Source organism: Erwinia sp. 2186 (assembly GCF_057812255.1).
On the sequence record NZ_CM173824.1, the window covers coordinates 3,088,172 to 3,110,710 of the forward strand.

Below are 22,539 nucleotides of genomic sequence, written 5' to 3' on the forward strand. Positions count from 1 at the left end.
AGTCTAGACTTAGCCCAGTGCGTTGCGATAGCCCTTGTGATGAGGAAATGCCATGAATAGCGAAACGCGTCAAGACTCTCCCCTGCGCCACAGGCCACAGCTGTTTAAAAGTTTCTTTCAGGGCAGCTTCGCCTGCTCAACCGCCTGCCGCAGCGAAGGCAAACGCCTGGACCTGGTGATCAACAGCGGCCATGACACCCTGTTAGAGAAGGATTACGCCCATCTGGCGGCTGAACATCTTTATACCGCGCGCGATGGCGCACGCTGGTATTTGATCGAGAAAACCGCCGGAGAATATGACTGGTCAACATTTTTACCGATGTTACTGGCCGCCAAACAGCACGAAATTGAGATGATTTGGGAGCTGGCCCATTTTGGCTGGCCCGACGGACTGGATATCTGGCAACCGCAGTTTATCGATCGTTTTGCGGCGTTCTCACGCGCTGCCGCCCGTCTGATGCGCGATGAAGGGTTTACCGCCCCTTTCTTTACGCCAATGAATCAAATCTCTTTTTGGTCATGGGCCGGTGCCGATGTCGCCTGGTTTAACCCCAATGTGACCGGTCGCGGCCGCGAGTTAAAACAGCAGCTGGTACGGGCGTCTGTCGCCGCCATGCACGCCATCAGGGAAGAGCTTCCGGCGGCGCGATTTGTGCTGACCGATCCGCTGGTTAACGTCGCCGCGCTGGAGAGCAGCGAGGCCAGTCGTCAGGAAGCCAGCCGCCAGCACGAGGCGCAGTACGAAGCCTGGGATATGCTCAGCGGTCGGCTGAATCCGGAACTGGGAGGCGATCCGGCGCTGATGGATATTATCGGCCTGACCTGGTATCCCGATAATCAGTGGTTTGTTAATGGCGATCCGCTGGAGGCCCACCATCCCGATTACCGCCCGCTTTCATCGCTGTTGAGCGAGGTATGGCAACGTTATCAACGCCCGCTGCTGATTGCGGAAACCGGTGCGGAAGGCGACGCCAGGGTGCCGTGGCTAAAAGGGGTGATTGAGCAGGTCGGGATGGCGATGGATCGGGGATGCGAAATCGAGGGGATCTCACTGTTTCCGGCGGTGGACTACCCATCCTGGGCTGACGACCGACGTTCGCCTGGCGGCCTGTTCGGCCTGCCAGATGCCAACGGCAACCGAACCATTTATGAGCCGTATGCGCTGGAGATCCGCAGCCAGCAGATTAAATTTAAGCAGAGAGAGTAATCAGGTCATGCACAGGGTGATCACCAGCACAAACATGATCAGCGTGAAGGAGGTCAGGGCCAGAACCACAATGGCAAACTGCGCATCATCAAGCGGAAAGCGGGGCTCTTTAGGGTAATCGTTTTCAGGACGTTCGCTCATTTTTCTTCATCATTTGCTGGCCAAACGTCCTGTGTTTAACGCCAGTATTTTCTTATGGACTGTACTATAGCACAGTCGCCCGCTGATAAAATGAATAGTCCCGGCGGTTCAGGCAAATAACGTAAGAATTCTGTAAAGAAAAAAGGCCGCTTTCGCGGCCTGTGATTTAAAAATCGTAGGAGAGGGAAAGTTTCAGCTCTCGCGGGTCGCCCTGATAAATGTAGGTCCCGTAGCTTTCCACTCCGGACCAGTATTTCTCGTTGGTGACGTTTTCCACGCCCAGCCGCCAGGTCAGATCGTTCTGCTGCACCTTCATTCGGTAGCGCATACCCAGATCCAGCGTGGTATAGCTGTCCAGTTTCTTGGTATTGGCTTCGTCAGCATACTGCGAACCAGAATGCGTGACGCGGGCCAGAGCGGTCAGACCTTCGATCGGTTTGATGTCGTATTCCGCACTCAGCACGGTATAGAAGTTGGCCACGCCGATGGCATTTTTGCCGTCCCAGGTGCCATCTTCCGTTTTACTCATTTTCGGATCCAACCAGGTGGCGCTGCCGTTCAGACGCACACCGTAGATCGGCTCACCAAATACGTTCAGCTCCACGCCGCGGTTACGCTGTTCGCCGTACAGGCCAAACACGTTGGTTTGCGGGTTGATGATACCGGTTGGTTTTTTGATTTCAAACAGCGCCAGCGTGCCGCCTATGTTGCCGTAATCTACCTTCATCCCCACTTCATTCTGCTTCGACAGGGAAATGCCGGTTACCTGACCGACGTTGACCGCCCCGCTGCTGGCGGTGTCACCCGGCTGCAGCGCTTCAATGTGGTTAGCATAGAACGAGACGGTCTCCCATGGCTTAACCACCAGACCGTAGCCCGGCGTCCAGCGGGATTTGGTGAAGCGCGCATCGGTATCTTCCTCTGCGGTGCCGTAGGCATAGTTACGCACCACCACTTTCTGATGACGGGCACCGACGGTGAGCAGGATTTTGTCGTCAACAAAGCCCAGCGTATCCGACAGCAGCAGCCCTTCCGTCCGCACGCGGCTGGTTGGACGCGGGTCATCAAGATCGCCACCAAAGTAGGTGTTAGTTGGCGCGGCCACCGGCGAGGTGTCATAAATATTGGTGGCTTGCGGGGTCAGCGCCATGCCGTAAGAGGTCTTTTCACGCTTGGTCAGCGCGGAGTAGCCGACGTTAACGCTGTGGCTGACAAAGCCGGTATCGAACTTACCGTGAACGCCGGCCATACCGCTGAAGGCATCAACGATTTTGTTGGTGTCCATGCGGCCGATAGTGGCCGTGCCGTCTTCATCCTTCAGTGATGGTGAAGCATACGCGCCGGTTTCGTGCGAGTGCTGGCCACCCATTGCGCCGTAAAGCGTCCAGTCTGGTGCAATATCATATTCCGCACGCGCCATACCAAATTCGCTTTCCAGGTTGCTGTAAACCCAGTCCTGGCTGTAGTTGCTGGTCGCACGCGGGACTTCAGGGATAAAATCCACGCCGCTGACGTTCACGCCAAGGCGGCCACCGTGGTATTCCTGCTTCTGATAACCCATGTCCAGCGAGGTGCGCAGCTTATCACCACGATAGTCCAGCCCAACTGACGCCACGGTGGCGCGGCGTTTCTCATTGTCGATCGCCGTTTCGCCTTCACGGTGCAGGACGTTTACCCGCACGCCCCACTGGTTATCGTCACCAAAACGCCGGCCCGCATCCAGCGTGGTACCAATCTGTGAAGAGGAGGTGTAGTCAACGCCAATGCGGGTCAGCGGCGTGTCTTCCGCATGCTTCGGCTCAAGGTTGATCATTCCACCCACGCCAGACGAGGCAGAGCCGTTGATCAGCGCGTTGGATCCTTTAAACACTTCAACGCGATCAATCATCTGCGTAGAGACAACCTGACGCGGCATCACGCCCGCCAGACCGCCGAAAGTCATGTCGTCGCCGTCCAGATCAAAACCACGGATGCGGTAGGTTTCGGCAAAGTTGCCGTAGCCCTGCACGTTCTGCACCGAAGCGTCGTTGGCGACAACGTCTTTCAGCGTGGTCGCCTGCTGATCCTGGATCATTTTGTTGGTATAGCCGATAACGTTAAACGGCACGTTTTTGGCGTCCTGCTCGCCCAGCATGCCCACACGGCCGCCGTTGGCGATCTGGCCATCAAGATAGGCAGGGACCAGCTGGTCGCCGCCCGCTTTGAAGTTGTCATCGGGTTTCGCCACCACCGTCAGGGTTTCTTCGGGGGTTGCCGATTTTTTACCGGCGGTACTGTCGGTGGTTGCTGCCAGAGCGGGCGCAGTCGCTGTGCTAATCAACGCTGCCAGCAGCGATAACCGGAAGCGATTCTGAGTGGAAGAAGAGGCCATTACATTTCCCTGATAATTAATACAATTGATAATAATTATTATTCGGATTGCGATTATCCTCAGGGAAGTCCGAAATGCAAGCTGAAAATGTCAGCAGGACACGCATCGCGGCAAATCGTTCAACTGATTTATTTTCAGCCAGTTAGCGTTTAGAAGATGAACTATTAAGGCGTGATGAAGTATTGAACGGATGGTTGAGAGGGTTAAAAGCGCGAGTCTGACTGGGGTTGAAGGGGTAAGGCCACCGCGCTCCGCCGGGAAGCTGGCGGATATGAGGTGGCCGTGTTACCGCGATGCTATTCGGTCCAGCGACGGAAAATCAGCGAGGTGTTAATGCCACCGAAGGCGAAATTGTTCGACTGAACGTAGTCGGTTTGGATTTCGCGCGGCTGGTGCATGATGTAGTCCAGCTTACCGCAATCCTCTGACGGCTCGGTCAGGTTCAGCGTCTGAGCAAACCACCCTGCCCGCATCATTTCAATGCTCAGCCACGCTTCCAGCGCACCGCAGGCACCCAGCGTGTGGCCGAAATAGCTTTTGAACGAGGAAATCGGTGTCCGGTCGCCAAATATCGCGGCGGTTGCCTGACTCTCGGCAATATCACCGCGCTCGGTGGCGGTGCCATGGGCATTGATATAGCCGATGTCTTCCGCTTTCAGTCCGGCCATCCGCAGCGCCCCTTCGATGCAAATCTGCATCGTTTCCCGCTGTGGCTGGGTGATATGTGCCGCATCGCAATTGGTATAGAAACCCACGATCTCCGCAAAGATGGTTGCGCCACGCGCCTGGGCATGTTCCAGCTCTTCCAGCACCAGCGTTCCGGCACCCTCGCCGATCACTAAGCCATCGCGCTGCTTATCAAACGGCGACGGCGTGGTGTCAGGCGCATCATTGCGCTGGCTGGTGGCAAACAGGGTATCAAACACCGCCGCTTCTGACGGACAGAGCTCTTCGGCTCCACCGGCGACCATCACCGTCTGATAACCGTGACGGATCGCTTCCCACGCATAACCGATCGCCTGGCTGCCCGAGGTACAGGCGCTGGACGTCGGGATGACCCGTCCGCGCAGACCAAAGAACAATCCGGCATTGACCGCTGCGGTGTGCGGCATCATTTGCACATAGGTGGTGCCGGTAATGTTATTGGTGTGCTTCTCGGTCAGCATGGTGGCGAATTCACTGACCGGCCCGGTGCTGCCGGTCGATGAACCGTAGGCAATGCCGGTTTCGCCATTGGTCAGCACGGCATTGCCCAACAAACCGGCCTGCTCCAGCGCCAGCTCACTGGCCCGGGTTGCCATCAACGACACCCGGCCCATCGAGCGAATGCGCTTACGCGTATAGTGTTCCGGCAGGGTGAAATCATCCACCGGCGCGCCCAACAGCGTATTCAGACCGTCATAAACCTGCCACTCGGGCATTTTACGGACCGCATTGCGGCCAGCCCGCATTCTGTCGGCAATCTCTGGCCAGCTGTTACCAAAGGCGGTGACGCCGCCCATCCCTGTAATCACCACCCTGCGGTTCACAGCATACCTCCATTGATTGAAATCACCTGACGCGTGACGTATGCGGCGATATCGGACATCAGATAACTTGCCAGCCCGGCCACTTCATCAGCCTGACCCATGCGCTTCATCGGGATCATCTTCATTGCTTCTTCGAACGCCACCGGCTCCATCTGGATCATCCCGGTATCAATCAGGCCGGGTGCGATGCAGTTAACGGTGATTTTGCGCTTCGCCAACTCAATCGCCAGCGCTTTCGTGGCGCCAATAATGCCCGCTTTGGCCGCGCTGTAGTTCACCTGGCCGCGATTGCCCATCAGGCCCGAAACCGATGACAGCGTTACGATCCGGCCGCCTTTGCGCAGGCCAATCATCGGCATAATGCACGGATGGATCACGTTATAAAAACTGTCCAGATTGGTATGGATCACGCTGTCCCAGTCATCTTCGCTCAGCGCCGGGAACGCGCCATCGCGGGTGATCCCGGCATTGCTGACCACACCATAAAAGGCACCGTGTTGTTCAATATCCTGTTCAATCAGGGTGCGGCACTGTTCGCGGTTGGCGATATCAAATCCGATACAGCGCCCCTGACCGCCAGCCTGCTGTATCAGGCGCAGCGTCTCTTCCCCGCCCGCGCGATCGCTGTGATAGTGGACCACCACCGTGAAACCGTCGGCTGCCAGGCGGCAGGCAATCGCCCGTCCAATCCCCTTGCTGCCACCCGTGACCAATACTGAACGCGTCATCCGTTATTACCCTGTTGCAATAGTTGGTGGAGTTCTTCCCGGTCAGGTTGATAAGTGTTCAACCTGCCGCTGGCGTAACGTTCGCCATCAATCGTAATCACGCCGTCGAAACTGCCGATTTTCTCGTCGCGCATCAGCAGCGTGACGGTGATTTCCAGCGTGGCGCCAGCCGGAAATACCGCAGCCTGACAGCGATAACCGCGCCCGCCTAATAACATGCCCGGCGACGGCTTGCTGTCATGGCGCTGGCGACCATGCCAGCCGGACCAGACGCCGATGGTTTGCGCGATAATTTCGATGCCAAACCAGGCGGGCAGATCGCCATCCGGCGTCAGAAACGGTGCCAGCACGCCCTCGCCGACCGTCACCTGACAGCTGGCCTGCTCTTCACCGACGGAGAGCACCTTTTCAATTAGCACCATCGGCGCATCGTGGGGCAAATACTCTGCCGCGCGTTTATATTCAACCATCACTCTTTCCTAAAATCAGGCAGGTATTATTGCCGCCAAAGGCAAAAGAATTACTCATCACCGCCGTTCCCTGCAACGGACGCCCCTGCAGTAACACACCACAGGCAGGCAGCGTATCATCCTGCTCGTTGTCGGTGAAATCCTGCGCCGGCAGCGGAACGGATTGCGTCAGGATCAGCCAGCTTATCGCCGCTTCACAGATCCCGGCCGCGCCCAGCGTGTGGCCGGTCAGATGCTTGGTAGAGCTGCAGGGGATTGCTGTACCAAACAGTTTGCTGACCACCCCGGCTTCAATCTGATCGTTAAGCCGCGTCGCGGTGCCGTGCAAGTTGATGTAGCCCAACGCACCCGGCGCCAGCTGCGCCTGCTTAAGCGCCATCTCAATGGCGCGGATCGCGCCTTCGCCTTCAGGATGGGGAGCCGACATATGATAAGCATCTGACGACTCGCCTACGCCTAATACGGCAACTTTCTGCGGAACGTTAGTCAGCAACATTAACGCAGCACCTTCGCCGATAGTGATGCCGTTACGCTGCTTGCTGAACGGCGCACACCGATCCGCCGACAGGGACTCGAGACTGTCAAAACCGTTCATCGGCATGCGGCTTAAGGTATCTGCGCCACCCACAATTGCCACATCCGCCATCCCTGACGCAATCAGCCGCTGACCGCTGATGATCGCCCGGGCGCTGGAAGAACAGGCGGTCGAGAGCGTATAAGCCGGGCCGGATAACTGCAGATGCTGGGCCAGAAACCGCGACGGATCGCCCAGCTCCTGCTGATAGTAATGGTAGTCCCTGGCGTTTTCGGCCACCTGAAGGTCGGCCTCATGCAATCCCGAGGTGCTGGTGCCGAGCACCACTGCCACCCGGTCGGCACCAAAGGTGCTGATGGCATCATCAACCTGCGGCTGAATTTGCCGTAACGCGGCAAGCAACAGCTGATTATTGCGGCTGCGGTGCGCAGCCAGCGCCTCCGGGATCGGCGGCAAGGCCGCGTCAATCCGTCCACTCCAGCAGGGTTTGCCCTGCAACAGCCAGCCGCTGTCGGGGCGCATGCCTGGCGCATGATTCTTCGCCAGATTTTCCGCCGTGGCGGTCATGTCGTTACCCAGCGCGCTAAGCATGCCGACTGCCGAAATGTAGATCATCAGGCGTCCAGATGTTGAATAAGAATTTGATAGCCAAACGCAAACTGCTGAATGCTGATCGGCTCACGTTGCGTCCCGCGTTGCAGGTAGCGGATCTCAGTAATCAGCTTGCCGTGATTGTCACGCAGCTGGCGGCGATCGCCGCTGTCTTTAAGGGTCCAGCCCTCAGGCAAGTGCGGCTGCCAGGCGGCGATCGGCCAGTGGCTCAACATAATATCGGCCAGCACCTGGCTGGCTGGCGGCATCTCAGGCAGCACCATGGATTGCTCGGTGTGGATGCCGGTGCCATCGTAAGTGACCCTGAACAAGCGGATCCCCAGCGAGGAGAGCCCGGCCAGCGTCAACTGCTGTCGATCGGCGCTCAGTAATACCAACAGCGACTGCTGTTTGCCTTTGAAGGTGCCGGTCAGCAGCTGCTGCTGATTGAATGCCGGATCGATCCCCGGTGCCGGCAGCGTCACTTTTACCCCTGGCTTGAGCCAGGCTTCTGGCCGACTGCTATCGGGTTTACCGGCACATCCGGCCAGTAACATCACGGCCAGCGCGGCCGCCGCGATTACTTTCATCTTTTTTTCCTTTTTGGCGGCATCGCCAGCGGAGCCAGCAGGAAGGCGGTAAATATGCCGCTGCACAGCACAATGCCAAAACTGGCAATCGCCTGGGTGCTGCTGAAGACCAGCATGCCCAGCGTCAGTAAAGTGGTCGCCATCGCCAGCGTGACGGCCAGTAACGAGGTTATCGGCGTGCCGCGCGGATTACTGAAGAACAGGGTGTAATTAATGCCGATACCCAGTACCAGCACCAGCGCCAGCAGCGAAAACAGATTCAGTGAATGGCCGGACAAGGCTAAGGCAGCCAGGCCGCCGCCCAGTGAGAGGATCGACGGCAGAACGCCGATTGCGCCCTGACGCAGGCCGAGGCGCAGCATATAGCTTAGCGCGATCGCCACCAGTGCCGCGACCAGCAGCCAGCCCAGCAGCGTGCGATAGAATGCGAACAGCCGATCGAAGCTGGCCTTGCGATCGATCCAGCTCACCCCAGGCAAGCTTTTTGCCAGTCCGGCCAGCGCGGCGCTATTTTTCACGCCTTCGATCGGCACCAGCACCCCGCTACGTCCGGCAGGAACGGTCAGCCACAACAGACGCCAGCCTTCGCTGTTCGGGCTGGAAAGCCATTGCTGCGGCGTCAGATGGGTTGCTGACAGATCCGGGTTGCCGACCTCTACCCCAGCCTGACGCAGTTGCGCCATCACGCCCGGTGCCGCACGTTGCAGCAGCTGATGATCTTTCTGCTGCATCGCCAGTGACGACAGCGGCAACAGGCGATAATTGCCCAGCCACTGCTGACTTTTGGCCTTTGCCAGTTGTGGCGCCAGCGCTTCCAGACGTTGCAGGGTCTGTTCTGCGCTGTCGCCATAGACCACCATCCAGGTTTGGTCGGCGCTCTGACCGGTTAACTGGGTGATCTGCTTTTCCTGTGCCATCAATGCCTGCGGCAGCGTCTGCAGTTGGGAAATATCATCATCGACATGCAGTCTGCATAGCCCTGCCAGCGAAATCGCGGCGACCAGCAGCGGCAGCCCGACGCGAACGGTGCAATTGCGCCGCCAGCTGCCCAGCCAGCGTCCCATCAGGGCAATGGCAGGCACCGGCCGCACCGGCAGCCCTTTCACCAACAGCGGATACCAGCAGATCACCGTCAGGCACGACGCGGTCAGCCCGACCGCAGCAAAGACGGCCAGCTGTTGGATGCCCGGGAACGGCGCAAATACCATGATCAGCCAGGCAATGGCGGTGGTGCCCAGCGCCAGCAACAAGGCGCGGATTACCTTATTCAGGCTTTCGGCTGGCGTGGCGTCTGCGCCATGCACCATCCGTTCGGTCAGATAGTAAAGCGTGTAGTCGGCCGAGATGCCTACGATGCTCAGGCTCATCACCAGCGTCATCAGATGCAGCTCACCAAACACCAGCAGCGTCACGGTAATGCCCGCCAGCGCACCGATGCCCACCGAGAGAGCACACAAAATCAGTGGACGCGGAGAACGGAACACCGAGAACACCAGCAGCAGCACGCCAATAATCGTCGCTACGCCGAGGGTAGAAACATCATGCTTCGCCTGCTGGCTGGCAAAATCACTGAAATACACCGTGCCGCGTGACAGCAGCTGTGCATCAGGATATTTCGCCTGCAGACGGGCTTTGAACGCCGTAAGCTGCGCCACCAGCGCATGGCTTTGCTGCATATCAAAGGAGTTACCTTTCAGTTCCGCGTGCAGGAAATACCAGACCCTCCCCTGCTTATCGGTGGTGGTCAGCCAGCCCTGGCTCAGCCCAAGCTGACCGCTGTTTTGCTGCATCGCCAGTTGCGCGCCGCGCACCAGCAGCAGCGGATCGTGAGTCAACTCCTTGCCGCTGACGCCGGCAAAGGCCGAATAGAGCTGGCCGAGCACCCAGTCGCCTTGCGCGGCACCCGCCTGTTGCAGCCTGGCGCGGGTGGCCGGATCGATCAGCGCATTGCGGTTCTGCCAGGCAAATTTGCCCCAGGCTTGCTGTCGTTCATCGGTCATTGGCCCCTGAACCTTCTTCAGTACCGGCAGACTCTGCAACTGCTGAAGCATCCAGTTAGCGACCTCAGGATCGTTTTTGTCACCGGCACTCACCAGCCACACCAGTTGACGATCCAGGCGCTGCATAAAACCCTGTTGCAGATCGCTGGGAATGTCGCCCATGGTTTGCTCGGGCAGCAAAGCCAGCACGCTGCTGTTAATGGTCGCTCTGGGCAATAGCGTCACCAGCACCGCCACAAGCAGCAGGCAAATCGCTAGCCAGGCGAGAGCCAGTAAGCGCGGTGACTTAGAAATCAAAACGCTTCTGCTCTTCATCGGTCAGGCTGGCAGGCGCCAGGCGCTGATTGGTCAGCGTGATGTCGGTGTTATCACCCTGACGATCGTTCAGCTTAATCACATCCAGATACTCCGCGCCCTGCAGGGTGATGGTGGTGAACAGTTTATCCAGCGGCGAGGTTTTCGGCGTCAGCACCAGCTGCCATTTCTGCTGGCCGAGATCGCTGAAGTCCAGCGAAAAGTTCTGCTCCAGTACCTGGCGATCGGCCTGGAATAGCGCCCGCATCAGATGGTTAAACTGGAACATCTGCGGATTGCTGTCGGCGGTGATAATCTGCGGCGCCTGGCCGTTCATCACCTGCACCATGCGCTTGTCATCCAACACCAGCGTCAGCGGGAACGGTTTGGCCTGATGCCACCACAGCCCTTTATCCTGCGCGATCAGCAGTTCACCGCTGGATTTCAGCGGTTGCGCCATCCCTTTGATTTCACGCAGCTGGCTGAAGTCCGCCCGCACCACCGGCTGGCTGGCGAAACGATGCTGTAAATCGTCCAGCGTGACGGCCTGAGCGGCGGCGCTGAGTAACAGCAGGCCCGCGAGCAGAGACTTCATCATGGCTGCACTCCCAGGCGCTCAAACAAAATCGGCGGCGAGACAAAGCTCAGCTCATGGCTGCCCTCTTCCACCGCCACCTGAATGGTGTAGCCGGTGGTGGTCCGCTGGCCGCTGTGGGCATCGAAGATCTGGTAGTTAATCCGCAGGCGGTTTTCAATCTCGTCCAGCGTGGCGCGCACGCGGATGGTCTGCTCAAAGGTCAGCGCCGCGCGGTATTTCACCCGGGTATCCACCACCGGCCACAGATAGCCGGAGGCTTTCATTTCGCGGTAGCCGTAGTTGAACGTGCCGAGCAGTTTTTCGCGGGCAATCTCAAAATAACGGAAATAGTTGCCGTGCCAGACCACGCCCATCGCATCCACATCATGGAAAGGAATGGTCAGCTCAACATCAACAGTAAAACGCGGGTCGTTTAACACTGTTACTCCTCTTTCTCTTGCGGTTGATCCGGCAGTTGCCAGAAATCAAAAAAATTAAACCAGTCCAGCGGCGCGATCAGCGCATGATGCTCCAGCCTGGCGGCATAACGATCGACCGCGTCCTGCAATGCCTGTTGCCGGGTGGCCCGGGGCAACAGCAGCGGATCGGCAAAGGGTTCACAATGCAGCTTCAGTTGCCCCTGCTCGCGCAGGGCAAACATCAGCAGCACCGGACAACGCAGTGCGGCGGCCAGCACAAAGGGCCCCTGCGGAAACGGGGCCGGTTTGCCAAGGAAGTTGCTCCAGACCACCCGTCTTACGCCGCCGCGCTGACGGTTCACCGCCGTGCGGTCGCCAACGATAGCCACCCATTCGCCCGCGTCCAGCTTCTGCTGTAGAAGGATGGCGGTCTCCGGGCCAATGTTGCTGACCGGGATCACATGCTTGCTGGCTTCTGGCGCAATCTCATCCATTACCTGACGGAAACGCTCGGCGTTATCGGTAAAGACCAGCGCATTGATCACCAGCCCGCTGACCTGTTGCGCCAGCGCGCGGCAGGCTTCGATATCACCGAGATGCGACGCGAGGATCAGTCTGCCGCCAGGCTGGCCCGCAGCCAGCGCCTGCTCTGCACCCGCAGCAAAATCGATCTCTTTGCCCCAGCGCAGATCGCCGCGCCAGCTGGCGATCTTCTGCAGCATCGCCTCGCCGAAGCGCAGGAAATGATGAAAGCTGGTCATGCGCGCGGGCAGTGGCTGGTTTTTTTGCGCCGCAACCGTTTTCACCGTCTGCAACCACTGGCGTGAAGCCTCGCGCTGCGGGCCGCCACTTAACCAGTAGAAGCCAATCACCGGCCAGAGAAACAGCGTAAAGATGCCGCGACCAAAAATGCGGTAGATCCACAGCATAAACTTGAGGCCCGCCAGCCCTTTTCGCTCCTTCGTCTGCGCCCAATGCTCGCCACGCGGGCGCCTGAGCAGCGACGGGATGCGCGGCAACATGCCGAAGAACAACCGGGTATGCATCCACGAGATGCGCAAATTATCGCGCAGGGCATCAAAGTGCGACACCCCGTCCTGCGGATAGGTCACGCGGGTGGCGATAAAGCGGCTTGGGGTTCCGGCCCAGTACAGGCGCACCATGATTTCGGTATCGAAATCCATCCGCTGACCGATGGGATGACGGGTGGCCAGTGCCAGCGTGGGGGCCAGCGGATACACGCGGAATCCGCACATGCTGTCCCTGATTGAGAACGACAGCGTTTCAACCCAGACCCAGAAATGGGTGATATAGCGGCCGTACAGGCGGGATTTTGGTATTGTGTCGTCATACACCGGCTGACCCGAGATCAGGCACTGCGGATGCTGCCGGGCTTCAGCCAGCATCTGCGGGCAGTCTTCAATCTGGTGCTGACCATCGGCATCTACCTGCAGCGCATGGCTGAATCCCGCCTCCGCAGCAACCTGCAGCCCACGCATCACCGCCGCGCCCTTACCCTGGTTTTCAGCCAGACGGATCAACGTCACCTGCGCGTTGCGTAATGGCTCAAGCTGGAGGCGTGTCGCTTCATCACTGCCGTCATCAACGATAAATACCGCAAGATTAAACGGCGCCAGCCTGGCCAGCACCGAGGCCATCATCGCACCGTGGTTGTAGCAAGGGATCACCACGCAGGGCGAGAAGTTTGCCGTTAGCACAGCGCGATTTTCCCGCTACTGGCACGCAAAGGCCGTTCACCGTCGAGGATGTGGTAGTCGAACAGCAGCCAGTTTTTCGCTTCCTGCCAGCTGAGCGTCAGCCTGAGGGTTTTCCCCGGCAGGATCGGCTGCTGAAATTTGATATTTTCGATGGCGGAGAACTGTTTGCCCGGCGCCAGCAAAGCGATGCCGTAATGCATCACCCAATCCAGCTGGGCAACGCCGGGCAGGATCGGTTGCGCGGGAAAATGTCCCTGAAACCAGAACAGATCGGCATCAACGAGCAACACCAGTTCCGCCTGATCAGCCTGTTGCTGGCAGGAGAGTTCAACGGGCAGCATAAAATAACTCCTGTATTTGCGGCCAGGCACGCTTGCTCTGACTGTTGTGCGGGATCGTCTCTACGATCCGCCAATAACGCGGCATGGCCACGGGCTCCAGCCAGCGATGCAGCTCATGACGCCAGTCACGTTTGAGCTGGATCAGCTGCTGCTCACTGTAGGCGGCATTCAGCACCAGTACCACGCCAATGCCACTGCGCTCAGGGCGGCTGACCGAAAGTGCGACGGCATCAACCACCTGCGGCAGCGCCAGCAATCGTCGTTCAATCTCACTGAGCGAAACGCGCTTGTCTTCAATTTTCACAATGCGATCGTAGCGGCCACACAGCTGAAAGCCCACGGCGGTAAACTGCAGTTTATCGTCCAGCTGCAGCCCTTCTGGCTCCGATATCAGCGGAGACGTGGCCCACCAGCGCTGCTGATGATCCTGCCTGAACTGCACGCCGCTGAACGGCTGCCAGAGTTCGTCTTCTGCTGCGCGGCTGCGGGTCGCCAGCACGCCGGTTTCGGTACTGCCATAAATCTCATCCACCGGCAGCTTAAGCCAGCTGTTCACCTCCTGCGCGCTGGTCCACGGCAGTACGCCGCCCGCCGAAACGATCAGTCGGCAATCCGGTGCGGCAAGGGTGCGATCCAGACGGCGCAAAAAGGCCGGACTGCTGATTAATGCGAATTTCAGGCGCGGATCCTGCGCGGACAGCTGCTCGCTGTAAAAGACCTGGCGGCAGTCAAATACCAGACCGAGCGCTAACGGCAGAATGAGTCTAAACGTCAGACCATAAAGATGTTGATGGCTGACCGTGGCGATCACGGTGCATCCCTCAAGACGCTCGCCCCAGCGATCCGCCAGCCAGCGGGCTTCTTCATCCAGGCAGCTCACGGGTTTAACGATTTGTCGCGGCGTTCCGGTCGACCCGGAGGTGAATAAGACGATACAGGCCTGCGGGTCAATCGGCGGCAACGCGGGCAGAGGCTCATTACCGGCCGCAGATTCAGTCAGGTTGACCACCGGGCAGCTGAGCGCCAGCGGCATGTCGGTTAACACCGCGTCAAACTCGCTGCTCTGTTCCTGCAACAGAGATTCGCGGCAATGACCGGGGATCACCGGGACTTTGCCGGCATGCAGCGCGGCCAGCAGCGCGATGCTGAACAGGTAGCTGTCCTCAAAGCACAGCGCCCACTTCTGTTGCGGCCGGGCCAGCAACGCGTGGCCCAGGCTCAGCACCTCACGCTGCCAGTGCTGGCGCGTGAACAGTTGAGATCCCCGGCGGGCGATCGGCCCTTCAGCGGAGTACGTCAGCCATTGTGCGACAGGCAGCGCCTGGCTCATGCCTGCTTTCTCATTCGCTGACGCAGCAGCCATTCGCTCGCCATCAACAGTCCCATCAACAGATAACTGACCAGCCCGTTCCACCACGTCCACCAGAGAAGATTGTTAATCAGGCAGGTCACCAGCGCGACGCTGCCATTAAAAATGAAGAACAGACACCAGATCTGCGTCACGCGCCGGGTCCAGCGGATCGCGCGCGGCGGCAGATCGGGTTCACGCAGCCGCGCCAGCCGTTCTACCAGCGGCATCCGGCTGAATAACGAACTGCCAAACAGCAGCAGCATCAGCCCGTTGACCATCACCGGATACCACAGCAACAGATGATGATTGCGCAGGAACAGGCTGCTGAGACTCAACCCTGCCCCGGCCAGCGCCAGCCATTTCCCCACCAGCGAAAGCGCGCCATGTTGCCCGCGTAATGCCAGCCAGCGCAGTAAAAACAGGACCGCGGCCAAGGGCAACAGCCAGCGCCAGCCAGGATGCGTCAGAGAGAGCCAGACCAGAAACGGCCAGGCAATCATCATCACCGCGCTGACCGCCTGTAACAGCCGCTGCATGTAAGCCGGATTACCCTTCGCGGATCAGTTGGTCAACCGCGTCGACCACATCCTGCACCGTGCGCACGGCTTTAAACATCTCAGGCTTGATTTTGCGCCCGATGCGTTTCTGCAAATGCACGACCATGTCCACCGCATCAATGCTGTCCAGTTCCAGGTCTTCATACAGCCGCGACTCAGGCTTAATGTCATCCGCATCTAATTCAAAAAGTTTTACCAGCAGCCCGGTAACTTCCTGATAAATTTCATTCTTATCCATAAATAACTCGCGATGTTAAGGATCAGGCACCCAGCTTGCGCTGGCTGAGGATAAAGGCCGCCAGCGTAAAGACGGAATAAAAATGCTGACGCATCTCCTCGCTCTCGGCGGAGAGCACCACGCCGTAGCGATTTTTCACCGCCAGGCCAAGTTCCAGCGCATCGATTGAGTCCAGCCCCAGTCCGTCGCCGAATAACGGGGCTTCGCTGTCGATCTCTTCCGCGGCAATCTCTTCCAGATTGAGGGTGTCGATGATCATCTGTTTTATTTCAAGCGCTAGCTCTTCCATACCTGTTTCCGAATAATTATTGATGTTCTGGGGTTAATGCCTGTTGCAAATACTGGGTCAGATGGCGGGCGGCCAGCGCCTGTGCATCTTCATCCCCTGCCATAAATTGCTGACTGTCGATGCGCTGCCCCACCGTGACGGTGAACAGCGGCTTTTCCGGCGGGACTTCGTACCAGCGGCTCTGTTTGTCCAGCATTCGCTGGCTGCATCGGATGTGCACAATACGCAAATCGCACTGGCAGCGCACGGCAATATTTGCCGCACCGCGCTGGAGTTTCAGCGGCTCACCATAACGTGTGCGGGTTCCCTCCGGGAAGATCATGATCGCTTCGCCCTTCGCCAGACGCTGCTGACAATCGGGCAGCAGGGTTTCGGCCTGGCTGTTAACCAGGTAGTTAGCTGAGCGCACCACGCCACGCAGAAAAACGTTGCGCTGCAGATCGGCCTTCACCAGGCAATCCACGTCCGGCATCACCGATGCCAGCATCACATAGTCGATTAACGAGGGATGGTTAGCCACCACCAGGCAGCGGCGATCGCTGCGCAGGATTTCAGCCCCTTCAATGCGGTAATCCAGCACGCCCAGAAAGGTCATGGTGCGCATAAAGAAGCGAAAGCTGCAGGAAATACTGCGGCGGGCCCACTGGCGTCGGCGTTCAGGGTTGCGCTGCACCAGCAGCAGCAAATTGAACCACACCAGCGACAGCATCAGACCACCGAGGCCAAACAGGGTGAAACAGATCCCCGTCATCGCAATGCGCCAGGCGCGGTTAAAGGTCGACGTACCTGAACGGCGGCTAAAGGTTGAGTCAGTCATAGCGACACTCCCAGGCCCAGTTGAGCCGATCGCCCTTCAGAGTAAAATCACAGGTTCGGGCCAGCCAGGCATGGATAAACAGCAGGCTTTGCGGCAAACCGCCCGCTTCCTGATTGTTGGCCGGGCTGGACTGGCAGCAACAGGCGTCACCCGCCGCCAGTAATAAGGCGACGGCATAAGGACTGTGCATCGCGCCCTCAGCGACATGAGGGTGATAAAATTCGGGGATCGCGCCGTCAAAATCCACCAGCAATACCTGCTGGTACCCGGCGGAATGCAGCGCGCTGACTTCGACCAGCCCCTGCTGAAAAGAGTCCACGCCCGCGGCCAGTGAGGTACTGACCAGCGGCGCGGCGGCGGCAATCGTCAGGCTGCCGACGGCGGCATTGTGTACCGACATAGCGAAATCAGTGGGTGAAAGGCTTTCTTCCTTCGCCAGAGAGGTGAGGATCCGCAGATTTCGCTCCAGTTCGCCGTGGCGGCTGGTAAACACAATGGCATCGACCCGCTGGCGCGCCATCAGGGCCAGACCACTTTCTACGGCTGCGCGGCTTCCGCCCATCAGTCGTCGGGCCGTCATCATCGGCAGAAAGCGTGTTTTGGCCATCGGCCGGGAGGCATCAATCTCGGGAGTCTGGCTGGCCCACTGTTGCCAGTCGGCCTGCTCGTTCAGTCCCGGTGCGCTGGCCTGCCAGTCGAGGAGTGTAAAAGCTAATTTCATACGTCCAATCTTCTCAAGGCGTTCCGCTGACTGCAGGGCAGAACATTCCGCTAAGCATAGCGCCAGCCTGGTCCGAAAAGCACTCGGATTTACCCGCAATTGCGGGGAGTCTCTGGTTTATCCCAACGGGCTGTCTGAAAGGATTGTCGGCAGACAATCCTTATTCTTTAACACTACTGATGCATTTTTTGAGGATAAACAGATCGTTTGCTTATTTAGCAGCCTGAGACGCGAGGCGCAGCTTAATATCCTGGTCGAGGTTGCTGATCCAGTGATTATAATTTTTGTGGATTTGACCGCGTCTCGCTTTCAAATTACTGCTGCTGACATAATTGATGCTGTAGCTGCCGGAAGAATAGGTCACCCGAATATCCGCCGTGTGTCCACGCTGTGACAGATGGCCGTTGATAACCCCCGGTGCGGCGGGCGTCATCACCCATTGACGGGACAGGCCGGCCTGAATGATGGCGTCTTTCAGCTGTTCATTGCTGTACTGTAAGGAAACAGTTTCATTGATGTTATGAACAGGTTCGGTGCGGGCACAACCCGCCAGCGCAAATACGATAGCCAGCGCAGGAATAACACGATTCTTATACATAGATAACCCTAAAATTTGTTTAAAAATAGGCAGTGTGTTGTTAAAAACGTCGCAACACCAAAATCAATTAACGGCCATTAGTGGCGTTTATTTAATATAATGGCGCGCATAATAGCACCCGTTGCTAAAGAATGCGAAGCGCAAAAGTCCACAAATAGTACAGGCCTACTTTAATCAGCATGAATAACTGTTACGGAGGATTCTGGGTGGATTTTTCGCCACCACAGATCGGAAAGGCAGTATTTAAAGAGGAAAATCAGCGGACGCTGTCCCTGTCCGCCTGCGAAATGGTTATTGCGGATTCCAGCCGCCACCTAACGCGCGGTAGAGATCAATCTGTGCCAGCAGTAAATTGTTTTTCACCTGTACCACGTTCAGCTGAGTGGTGAACAGGGTGCGCTGCGCATCCAGCTCATCAAGATACGACGCATAACCATTCTGATAGCGATTACGGGAAATACGCAGTGCTTCGCTGACGACCTGTTGCTGCTGTTGCAGCTCTGCCAGCTGCTGCTTATAGCGATCTATCGCATCCAGATCGTTATTCACTTCACTGAAAGCGTTGCGAACCACCTTTTCATAGCTGTACAGCGCCTGATTGCGTGAGGCCATCGATACATCCACCTGAGCGGTTAACGCTTCCCGGTTCAGCAACGGCGCAAGCACGCTGCCACCAATGCTCCACAGGCGGAAAGGATCGTCGATCAGCTGATGCAGCACGGAACTTTGCATTGTGCCGGTGGCGGTCAGATTCAGCGACGGCAGTAATTTGGCCCGGGAGGATCCCAGCGAGCTGTCGGCCGCCAGCAGCAGACGTTCAGCCTGAACAATGTCCGGCCGGCGCTGCAGCAGTTCGGAAGGCAACACTGATGGCAGCGTTTGCGGCGCAACGTGATGACCTTGTCGCGCAATCTCTCTTGGGTTCATCCCCACCAGAATGCTTAACGCGTTTTCTTGCTGTGCGATCTGATGCTGCAACACCGGGACCTGGGCTTTCGCCGTTTGCAGTTCGGATTCTGCCTGCACCCACTCGAGTTTCGAGGTATAGCCGGTTTCATACTGGCGCTGGGCCAGTTTGGAGGAATCTTCCCGCGAGGCAAGCGTCGCCTGCGTAACCTGCAGCTGTTCATCCAGCGAGACCAGCGTCATGTAACCGGAAGCCACTGAACTGGCGACGGTTAACTCCGCGGCAGAGGCGGCAGCCTGTTGAGCGGCCAGCGTCGCTTTTGCGGCATCAATACTGCTGCTCCGCGCGCCCCACAAATCCACCTCGTAATTCGCCTGCAACAGTCCCTGGAATACCGCGTATTCGTACGGTTGACCGGTCACCGATGAGAGCGCCCGCGCATGTGAGGCCGCAACGCCGGCATCTAAGGTGGGAAAGTTGTCCCCCTGCCCCCCACGCAATTCCGCGCGATACTGATCGACCCGCGAACGGGCAGTAAGAATATCGAGGTTATTGCGCAACGCCTGCTCAACCAGATGGTTAAGATCCGCATCGCCAAAGGCGCGCCACCAGTTGGCTTCCACCGCAGAGGATGGCCCGACCTGATTTCGCCATTGCTGAGGGATCGGCAGCGATCCCGGCGCTTTGTCGACTTCCGTTGCACAGCCTGCCAACAGCGCGGTCAACAATGCCGCCAGCAGTGAGGTTGACCAGCGCATTACTTCGCCTCCTGCGCGTCATGCTCGCCTGACGTATCAATATTCACTTCGACGGACATGCCCGGACGCAGGTGTGCAGCATTATCGCTGGTGATTTTGATGCGCACCGGAATACGCTGAGCAATCTTCACAAAGTTCCCGGTGGCGTTATCCGGCGAGATGGCGCTGAATTCAGACCCGGCGGCAGGCGAGATATATTCAACCTCACCCTCAAAGCGCTCTTCGTTCAGCGCATCGACCGTAAAGTTCACCGGCAGGCCTGGCCTGATGCGCGCCATCTGGGTTTCTTTCATGTTGGCGACCACCCACAGCTGTTTTGGTACCACTGAGGTAAGCCGCGTGCCCGCCGTGACATACGCGCCCTGGCGCACAGAAATCTGTCCCAGTTGGCCGTCGCGTGGGGCGATGATTTTGGTGTTAGCCAGATCGATCTGGGCCAGTTCCAGCGCCGCCTCCGCACTGGCGACATCGGCTTCTAGCGAAGCACGATTGACGATCACCGTTTGCAGATCCTGACGCGAAACGTCCAGCGTCGCTTTCGCCTGCTGTACATCGGCCATGGTCTGGCTGTTGCTGGCGCGGGAGGCATCGCCCTCACGGATCGATAACGAGCCGTCAGAAACCAGATTTTCGACGCGCTTCAAATCCAGGCCGCTTTTGACCGCCTGCGCTTTGGCATTTTGCAGCGCGGCCTGATTGCGTTCGATCACCGCCTGGGCGCTGCGGCGCTGCTGAATGTTGTTGGCCAGCGCCGCTTTTTTCATCGCCACCTGCGCGTCCGCCTGGTGCACCTTCTGGTTATAGATGCGGTCATCAATGGTCATCAGCAGATCGCCCTGTCGGACGGGCTGATAATCCAGCACGTCAACCGACGTCAGGTAACCGTTCACCTGCGGGCTGATAAAGGTGACCTGACCCCGGACATAGGCGTTTTCGGTCGACTGGATCTGGCTGGTAAACGGGGGAAGTTGCCAGGCATAAAGGATCACCAGTACGCCGACTAAGGCAATGCCTGCGCCAAAGGCGATCGAGATAATACGCAGTCTGTTGGTTCTTTCACGCTCAGAGATTTGGCTCTGTTCCTGCTGACTCATTATTGCCCCGTGCTAATCGAAGATGTGGATTGTTGCATTGCGCGCAGTTCGGCTGCTGCTTCACGTTTTGCCTGCTGCCAGTTGAGATAGCGCAGCCGTGACAAACGCCACAGCACCCAGATCAGGGTGATAAACGCCATGCCCGCCGTCAGCAGATAGGTATCGTTATAGGCCAGCACATTGGCCTGCAGCGTGGCGACGGTTTGCAGCTGCACCGCGCCCTCCGCACTGCGCAACGCGTTGTCGCCAATAAAGCTGTTAAACAGATTGGTGTATTGGGTCAGCCTGTCGGTGACATTCGGATTGAGATACGACAACTGATCGGCCAGCAGGCTGGAGTGATATTTTTCCCGCCAGGTCTGGAACGTTCCCAACAGGGCCGAGCCCATCAGACCGCCAATGTTCTGGCTCATGCCAAACAGCACCACCAGACTGACCAGGTTTTTGGGTTGCGTCACCACGCTGCCAATATTCAGCAACAGCGCCGGGGCAATAAAGAAGGTGCTACTAAAGCCCAGCAGGAACTGGCTGAAATACATATTGTTTGCACGCGTCAGCGGGCTGGATTGTGAATCCATCAATGAGGCCACGATGATCAACAGCAGCGACATGACAATCGGCCAGCTCAGGTGCTTAACGTTGATGGTCAGCGCGCTGACCACAATCCCCGTCACCACGCCCGCCAGGATCGCCATCGCAAGGTGCTGCATCTGATCGTTCAGCAGGCCGACCTGCTGCAGATAGCCAATTGCGCCAGTATTCTGCTCCGCCAGCGTGACGCGCAGCATGATCATCACGATGCCCAGCCGGAAAATCGCCCCGGTTCGCAGCCATCGGGTATTGATCAGCGGGTTACTGCGGTTATGTTCAAGCACCACGGCGGCAATCACCAGCACCAGCCCCAGTGCCAGGCAGATGCCCAGCCACGGCGTGCTGGTCCACCATTCAATGCGGCCCAGCGACAGCACGCCGCAGAACAGCGCCATGCCGGGCGCCATCAGCATAAAGGTCAGGAAGTCTTTTTTCTCAAAGACCTTGATGCGATCGCCGGGTGGCAGTTTTAAGACCAGCACCGCGCCCAGGCAAATCATCGCCAGGCCCAGCTCAAACAGATACAGACCGCGCCACTCATCCAGCTGCAAAAGCTCTGTCGAAAACAGACGCGCCAGCGGGATCGCCAGTTGCGATGCGCCTAAGCCGATAGTCAGGGCTTTCAGACGGTGTTTCGCCGGCCAGGCCTGCACCTGGTAATAAATGCCCAGCGAGCTGAGCGCCGCGCCGACCATGCCGTGGGCGGTGCGCACAATAATGGCCGAGCTGAGGTCATTGACCAGCAGATGGAAAAACGACACCAGCACATACAGTACCAGGAAGGCTTCGGTGAAGGCGCGGAGGCCAAATTGCTGGCGGAATTTGACCAACAACAAGTTGATGGAGATGTTCCCCATCACATACACCGCGGGCAGCCAGGCAATTTCGTTGCTGTAGGCGCCGAACACGCCCTGCAGATTAGTAAGATTCGCCGTCACCAGCGCATTACTTAGCGCGCCGGTGATAGAAATCAACAGGCCGATGATACCAAAGGCGATGCGTTTATGGGTTGGATGCAGCGGTGTGGAAGGCGAGCCCGGCAGCATCGGTTTTTCGCCTGGTGCCCACTCGCGCGGCGCGAAAGGATCGGGTCGGGTACCGCGCATG

At 58.1% G+C, this 22,539-nt stretch carries 23 protein-coding genes; 1 reads left to right on the forward strand and 22 read right to left on the reverse strand.

The annotated features are described in order from the left end of the window. Positions 1-52: 52 nt before the first annotated feature. On the forward strand, positions 53-1,207 hold the full coding sequence (locus tag ACXKZG_RS14275; RefSeq protein WP_488875051.1) for a beta-glucosidase: 1,155 nt from the start codon (positions 53-55) through the stop codon (positions 1,205-1,207). Here the strand turns inward: ACXKZG_RS14275 and ACXKZG_RS14280 are convergent, their stop codons facing one another. From ACXKZG_RS14280 to ACXKZG_RS14385, 22 genes are all read right to left on the reverse strand, one after another. Further along, positions 1,208-1,348 (reverse strand): hypothetical protein, encoded by a 141-nt coding sequence (locus ACXKZG_RS14280; protein WP_167738402.1) that lies wholly within the window; start codon positions 1,346-1,348, stop codon positions 1,208-1,210. Between the two features lie 166 nt (positions 1,349-1,514). Next, entirely contained in the window at positions 1,515-3,719 is a 2,205-nt protein-coding gene (locus tag ACXKZG_RS14285) for a TonB-dependent receptor (RefSeq protein WP_488875052.1), read from the reverse strand. A 296-nt stretch (positions 3,720-4,015) separates the two neighbouring features. Next, the gene (locus ACXKZG_RS14290; RefSeq protein ID WP_338569409.1) at positions 4,016-5,248 is read right to left on the reverse strand and encodes a beta-ketoacyl-ACP synthase; all 1,233 of its coding nucleotides are present in this window, start codon (positions 5,246-5,248) and stop codon (positions 4,016-4,018) included. Further along, entirely contained in the window at positions 5,245-5,976 is a 732-nt protein-coding gene (locus tag ACXKZG_RS14295) for a 3-ketoacyl-ACP reductase FabG2 (protein ID WP_488875053.1), read from the reverse strand. Before ACXKZG_RS14295 ends, ACXKZG_RS14290 begins: the two co-directional genes overlap by 4 nt. Further along, on the reverse strand, positions 5,973-6,446 hold the full coding sequence (locus tag ACXKZG_RS14300; RefSeq protein WP_346594898.1) for a hotdog family protein: 474 nt from the start codon (positions 6,444-6,446) through the stop codon (positions 5,973-5,975). Before ACXKZG_RS14300 ends, ACXKZG_RS14295 begins: the two co-directional genes overlap by 4 nt. After that, entirely contained in the window at positions 6,439-7,596 is a 1,158-nt protein-coding gene (locus ACXKZG_RS14305) for a beta-ketoacyl-[acyl-carrier-protein] synthase family protein (RefSeq protein WP_346594900.1), read from the reverse strand. Before ACXKZG_RS14305 ends, ACXKZG_RS14300 begins: the two co-directional genes overlap by 8 nt. After that, positions 7,596-8,162: a DUF3261 domain-containing protein gene (locus ACXKZG_RS14310; RefSeq protein ID WP_488875054.1), complete on the reverse strand. Its 567-nt coding sequence runs from the start codon at positions 8,160-8,162 to the stop codon at positions 7,596-7,598. Before ACXKZG_RS14310 ends, ACXKZG_RS14305 begins: the two co-directional genes overlap by 1 nt. Next, complete coding sequence (locus ACXKZG_RS14315; RefSeq protein ID WP_488875055.1) at positions 8,159-10,477, reverse strand: MMPL family transporter; 2,319 nt, start codon at positions 10,475-10,477, stop codon at positions 8,159-8,161. Before ACXKZG_RS14315 ends, ACXKZG_RS14310 begins: the two co-directional genes overlap by 4 nt. Then, positions 10,449-11,051, reverse strand: coding sequence for an outer membrane lipoprotein carrier protein LolA (locus tag ACXKZG_RS14320; protein ID WP_488876271.1), 603 nt, complete (start codon positions 11,049-11,051; stop codon positions 10,449-10,451). The genes ACXKZG_RS14315 and ACXKZG_RS14320 overlap by 29 nt, the downstream gene beginning before the upstream one ends. After that, positions 11,051-11,473, reverse strand: coding sequence for a thioesterase family protein (locus ACXKZG_RS14325; RefSeq protein ID WP_206403001.1), 423 nt, complete (start codon positions 11,471-11,473; stop codon positions 11,051-11,053). The genes ACXKZG_RS14320 and ACXKZG_RS14325 overlap by 1 nt, the downstream gene beginning before the upstream one ends. A gap of 2 nt (positions 11,474-11,475) precedes the next feature. Continuing rightward, a complete protein-coding gene (locus ACXKZG_RS14330; protein ID WP_488875056.1) occupies positions 11,476-13,170 on the reverse strand; it encodes a glycosyltransferase family 2 protein in 1,695 nt (564 codons plus the stop codon). Continuing rightward, positions 13,164-13,511: a 3-hydroxyacyl-ACP dehydratase FabZ family protein gene (locus tag ACXKZG_RS14335; protein ID WP_488875057.1), complete on the reverse strand. Its 348-nt coding sequence runs from the start codon at positions 13,509-13,511 to the stop codon at positions 13,164-13,166. Before ACXKZG_RS14335 ends, ACXKZG_RS14330 begins: the two co-directional genes overlap by 7 nt. Further along, positions 13,498-14,841, reverse strand: a complete 1,344-nt coding sequence (locus tag ACXKZG_RS14340) for an AMP-binding protein (protein ID WP_488876272.1) — start codon at positions 14,839-14,841, stop codon at positions 13,498-13,500. Before ACXKZG_RS14340 ends, ACXKZG_RS14335 begins: the two co-directional genes overlap by 14 nt. After that, complete coding sequence (locus ACXKZG_RS14345; RefSeq protein ID WP_488875058.1) at positions 14,838-15,398, reverse strand: COG4648 family protein; 561 nt, start codon at positions 15,396-15,398, stop codon at positions 14,838-14,840. The genes ACXKZG_RS14340 and ACXKZG_RS14345 overlap by 4 nt, the downstream gene beginning before the upstream one ends. Before the next feature lie 10 nt (positions 15,399-15,408). Next, entirely contained in the window at positions 15,409-15,657 is a 249-nt protein-coding gene (locus ACXKZG_RS14350; RefSeq protein ID WP_013201615.1) for an acyl carrier protein, read from the reverse strand. Between the two features lie 22 nt (positions 15,658-15,679). Beyond that, positions 15,680-15,946, reverse strand: a complete 267-nt coding sequence (locus ACXKZG_RS14355; RefSeq protein WP_013201614.1) for a phosphopantetheine-binding protein — start codon at positions 15,944-15,946, stop codon at positions 15,680-15,682. A 16-nt stretch (positions 15,947-15,962) separates the two neighbouring features. Then, positions 15,963-16,763, reverse strand: coding sequence for a lysophospholipid acyltransferase family protein (locus tag ACXKZG_RS14360; protein ID WP_134823854.1), 801 nt, complete (start codon positions 16,761-16,763; stop codon positions 15,963-15,965). Next, complete coding sequence (locus ACXKZG_RS14365) at positions 16,756-17,484, reverse strand: beta-ketoacyl synthase chain length factor (protein ID WP_488875059.1); 729 nt, start codon at positions 17,482-17,484, stop codon at positions 16,756-16,758. Before ACXKZG_RS14365 ends, ACXKZG_RS14360 begins: the two co-directional genes overlap by 8 nt. A gap of 211 nt (positions 17,485-17,695) precedes the next feature. Beyond that, positions 17,696-18,082 (reverse strand): hypothetical protein, encoded by a 387-nt coding sequence (locus tag ACXKZG_RS14370; RefSeq protein ID WP_013201611.1) that lies wholly within the window; start codon positions 18,080-18,082, stop codon positions 17,696-17,698. Positions 18,083-18,373: 291 nt separating this feature from the next. Continuing rightward, positions 18,374-19,747: an efflux transporter outer membrane subunit gene (locus ACXKZG_RS14375; RefSeq protein ID WP_488875060.1), complete on the reverse strand. Its 1,374-nt coding sequence runs from the start codon at positions 19,745-19,747 to the stop codon at positions 18,374-18,376. Beyond that, positions 19,747-20,841, reverse strand: coding sequence for an HlyD family secretion protein (locus ACXKZG_RS14380; protein WP_134823851.1), 1,095 nt, complete (start codon positions 20,839-20,841; stop codon positions 19,747-19,749). The genes ACXKZG_RS14375 and ACXKZG_RS14380 overlap by 1 nt, the downstream gene beginning before the upstream one ends. Then, the gene (locus tag ACXKZG_RS14385) at positions 20,841-22,538 is read right to left on the reverse strand and encodes an MFS transporter (protein WP_346594913.1); all 1,698 of its coding nucleotides are present in this window, start codon (positions 22,536-22,538) and stop codon (positions 20,841-20,843) included. The genes ACXKZG_RS14380 and ACXKZG_RS14385 overlap by 1 nt, the downstream gene beginning before the upstream one ends. Position 22,539: the final 1 nt, after the last annotated feature.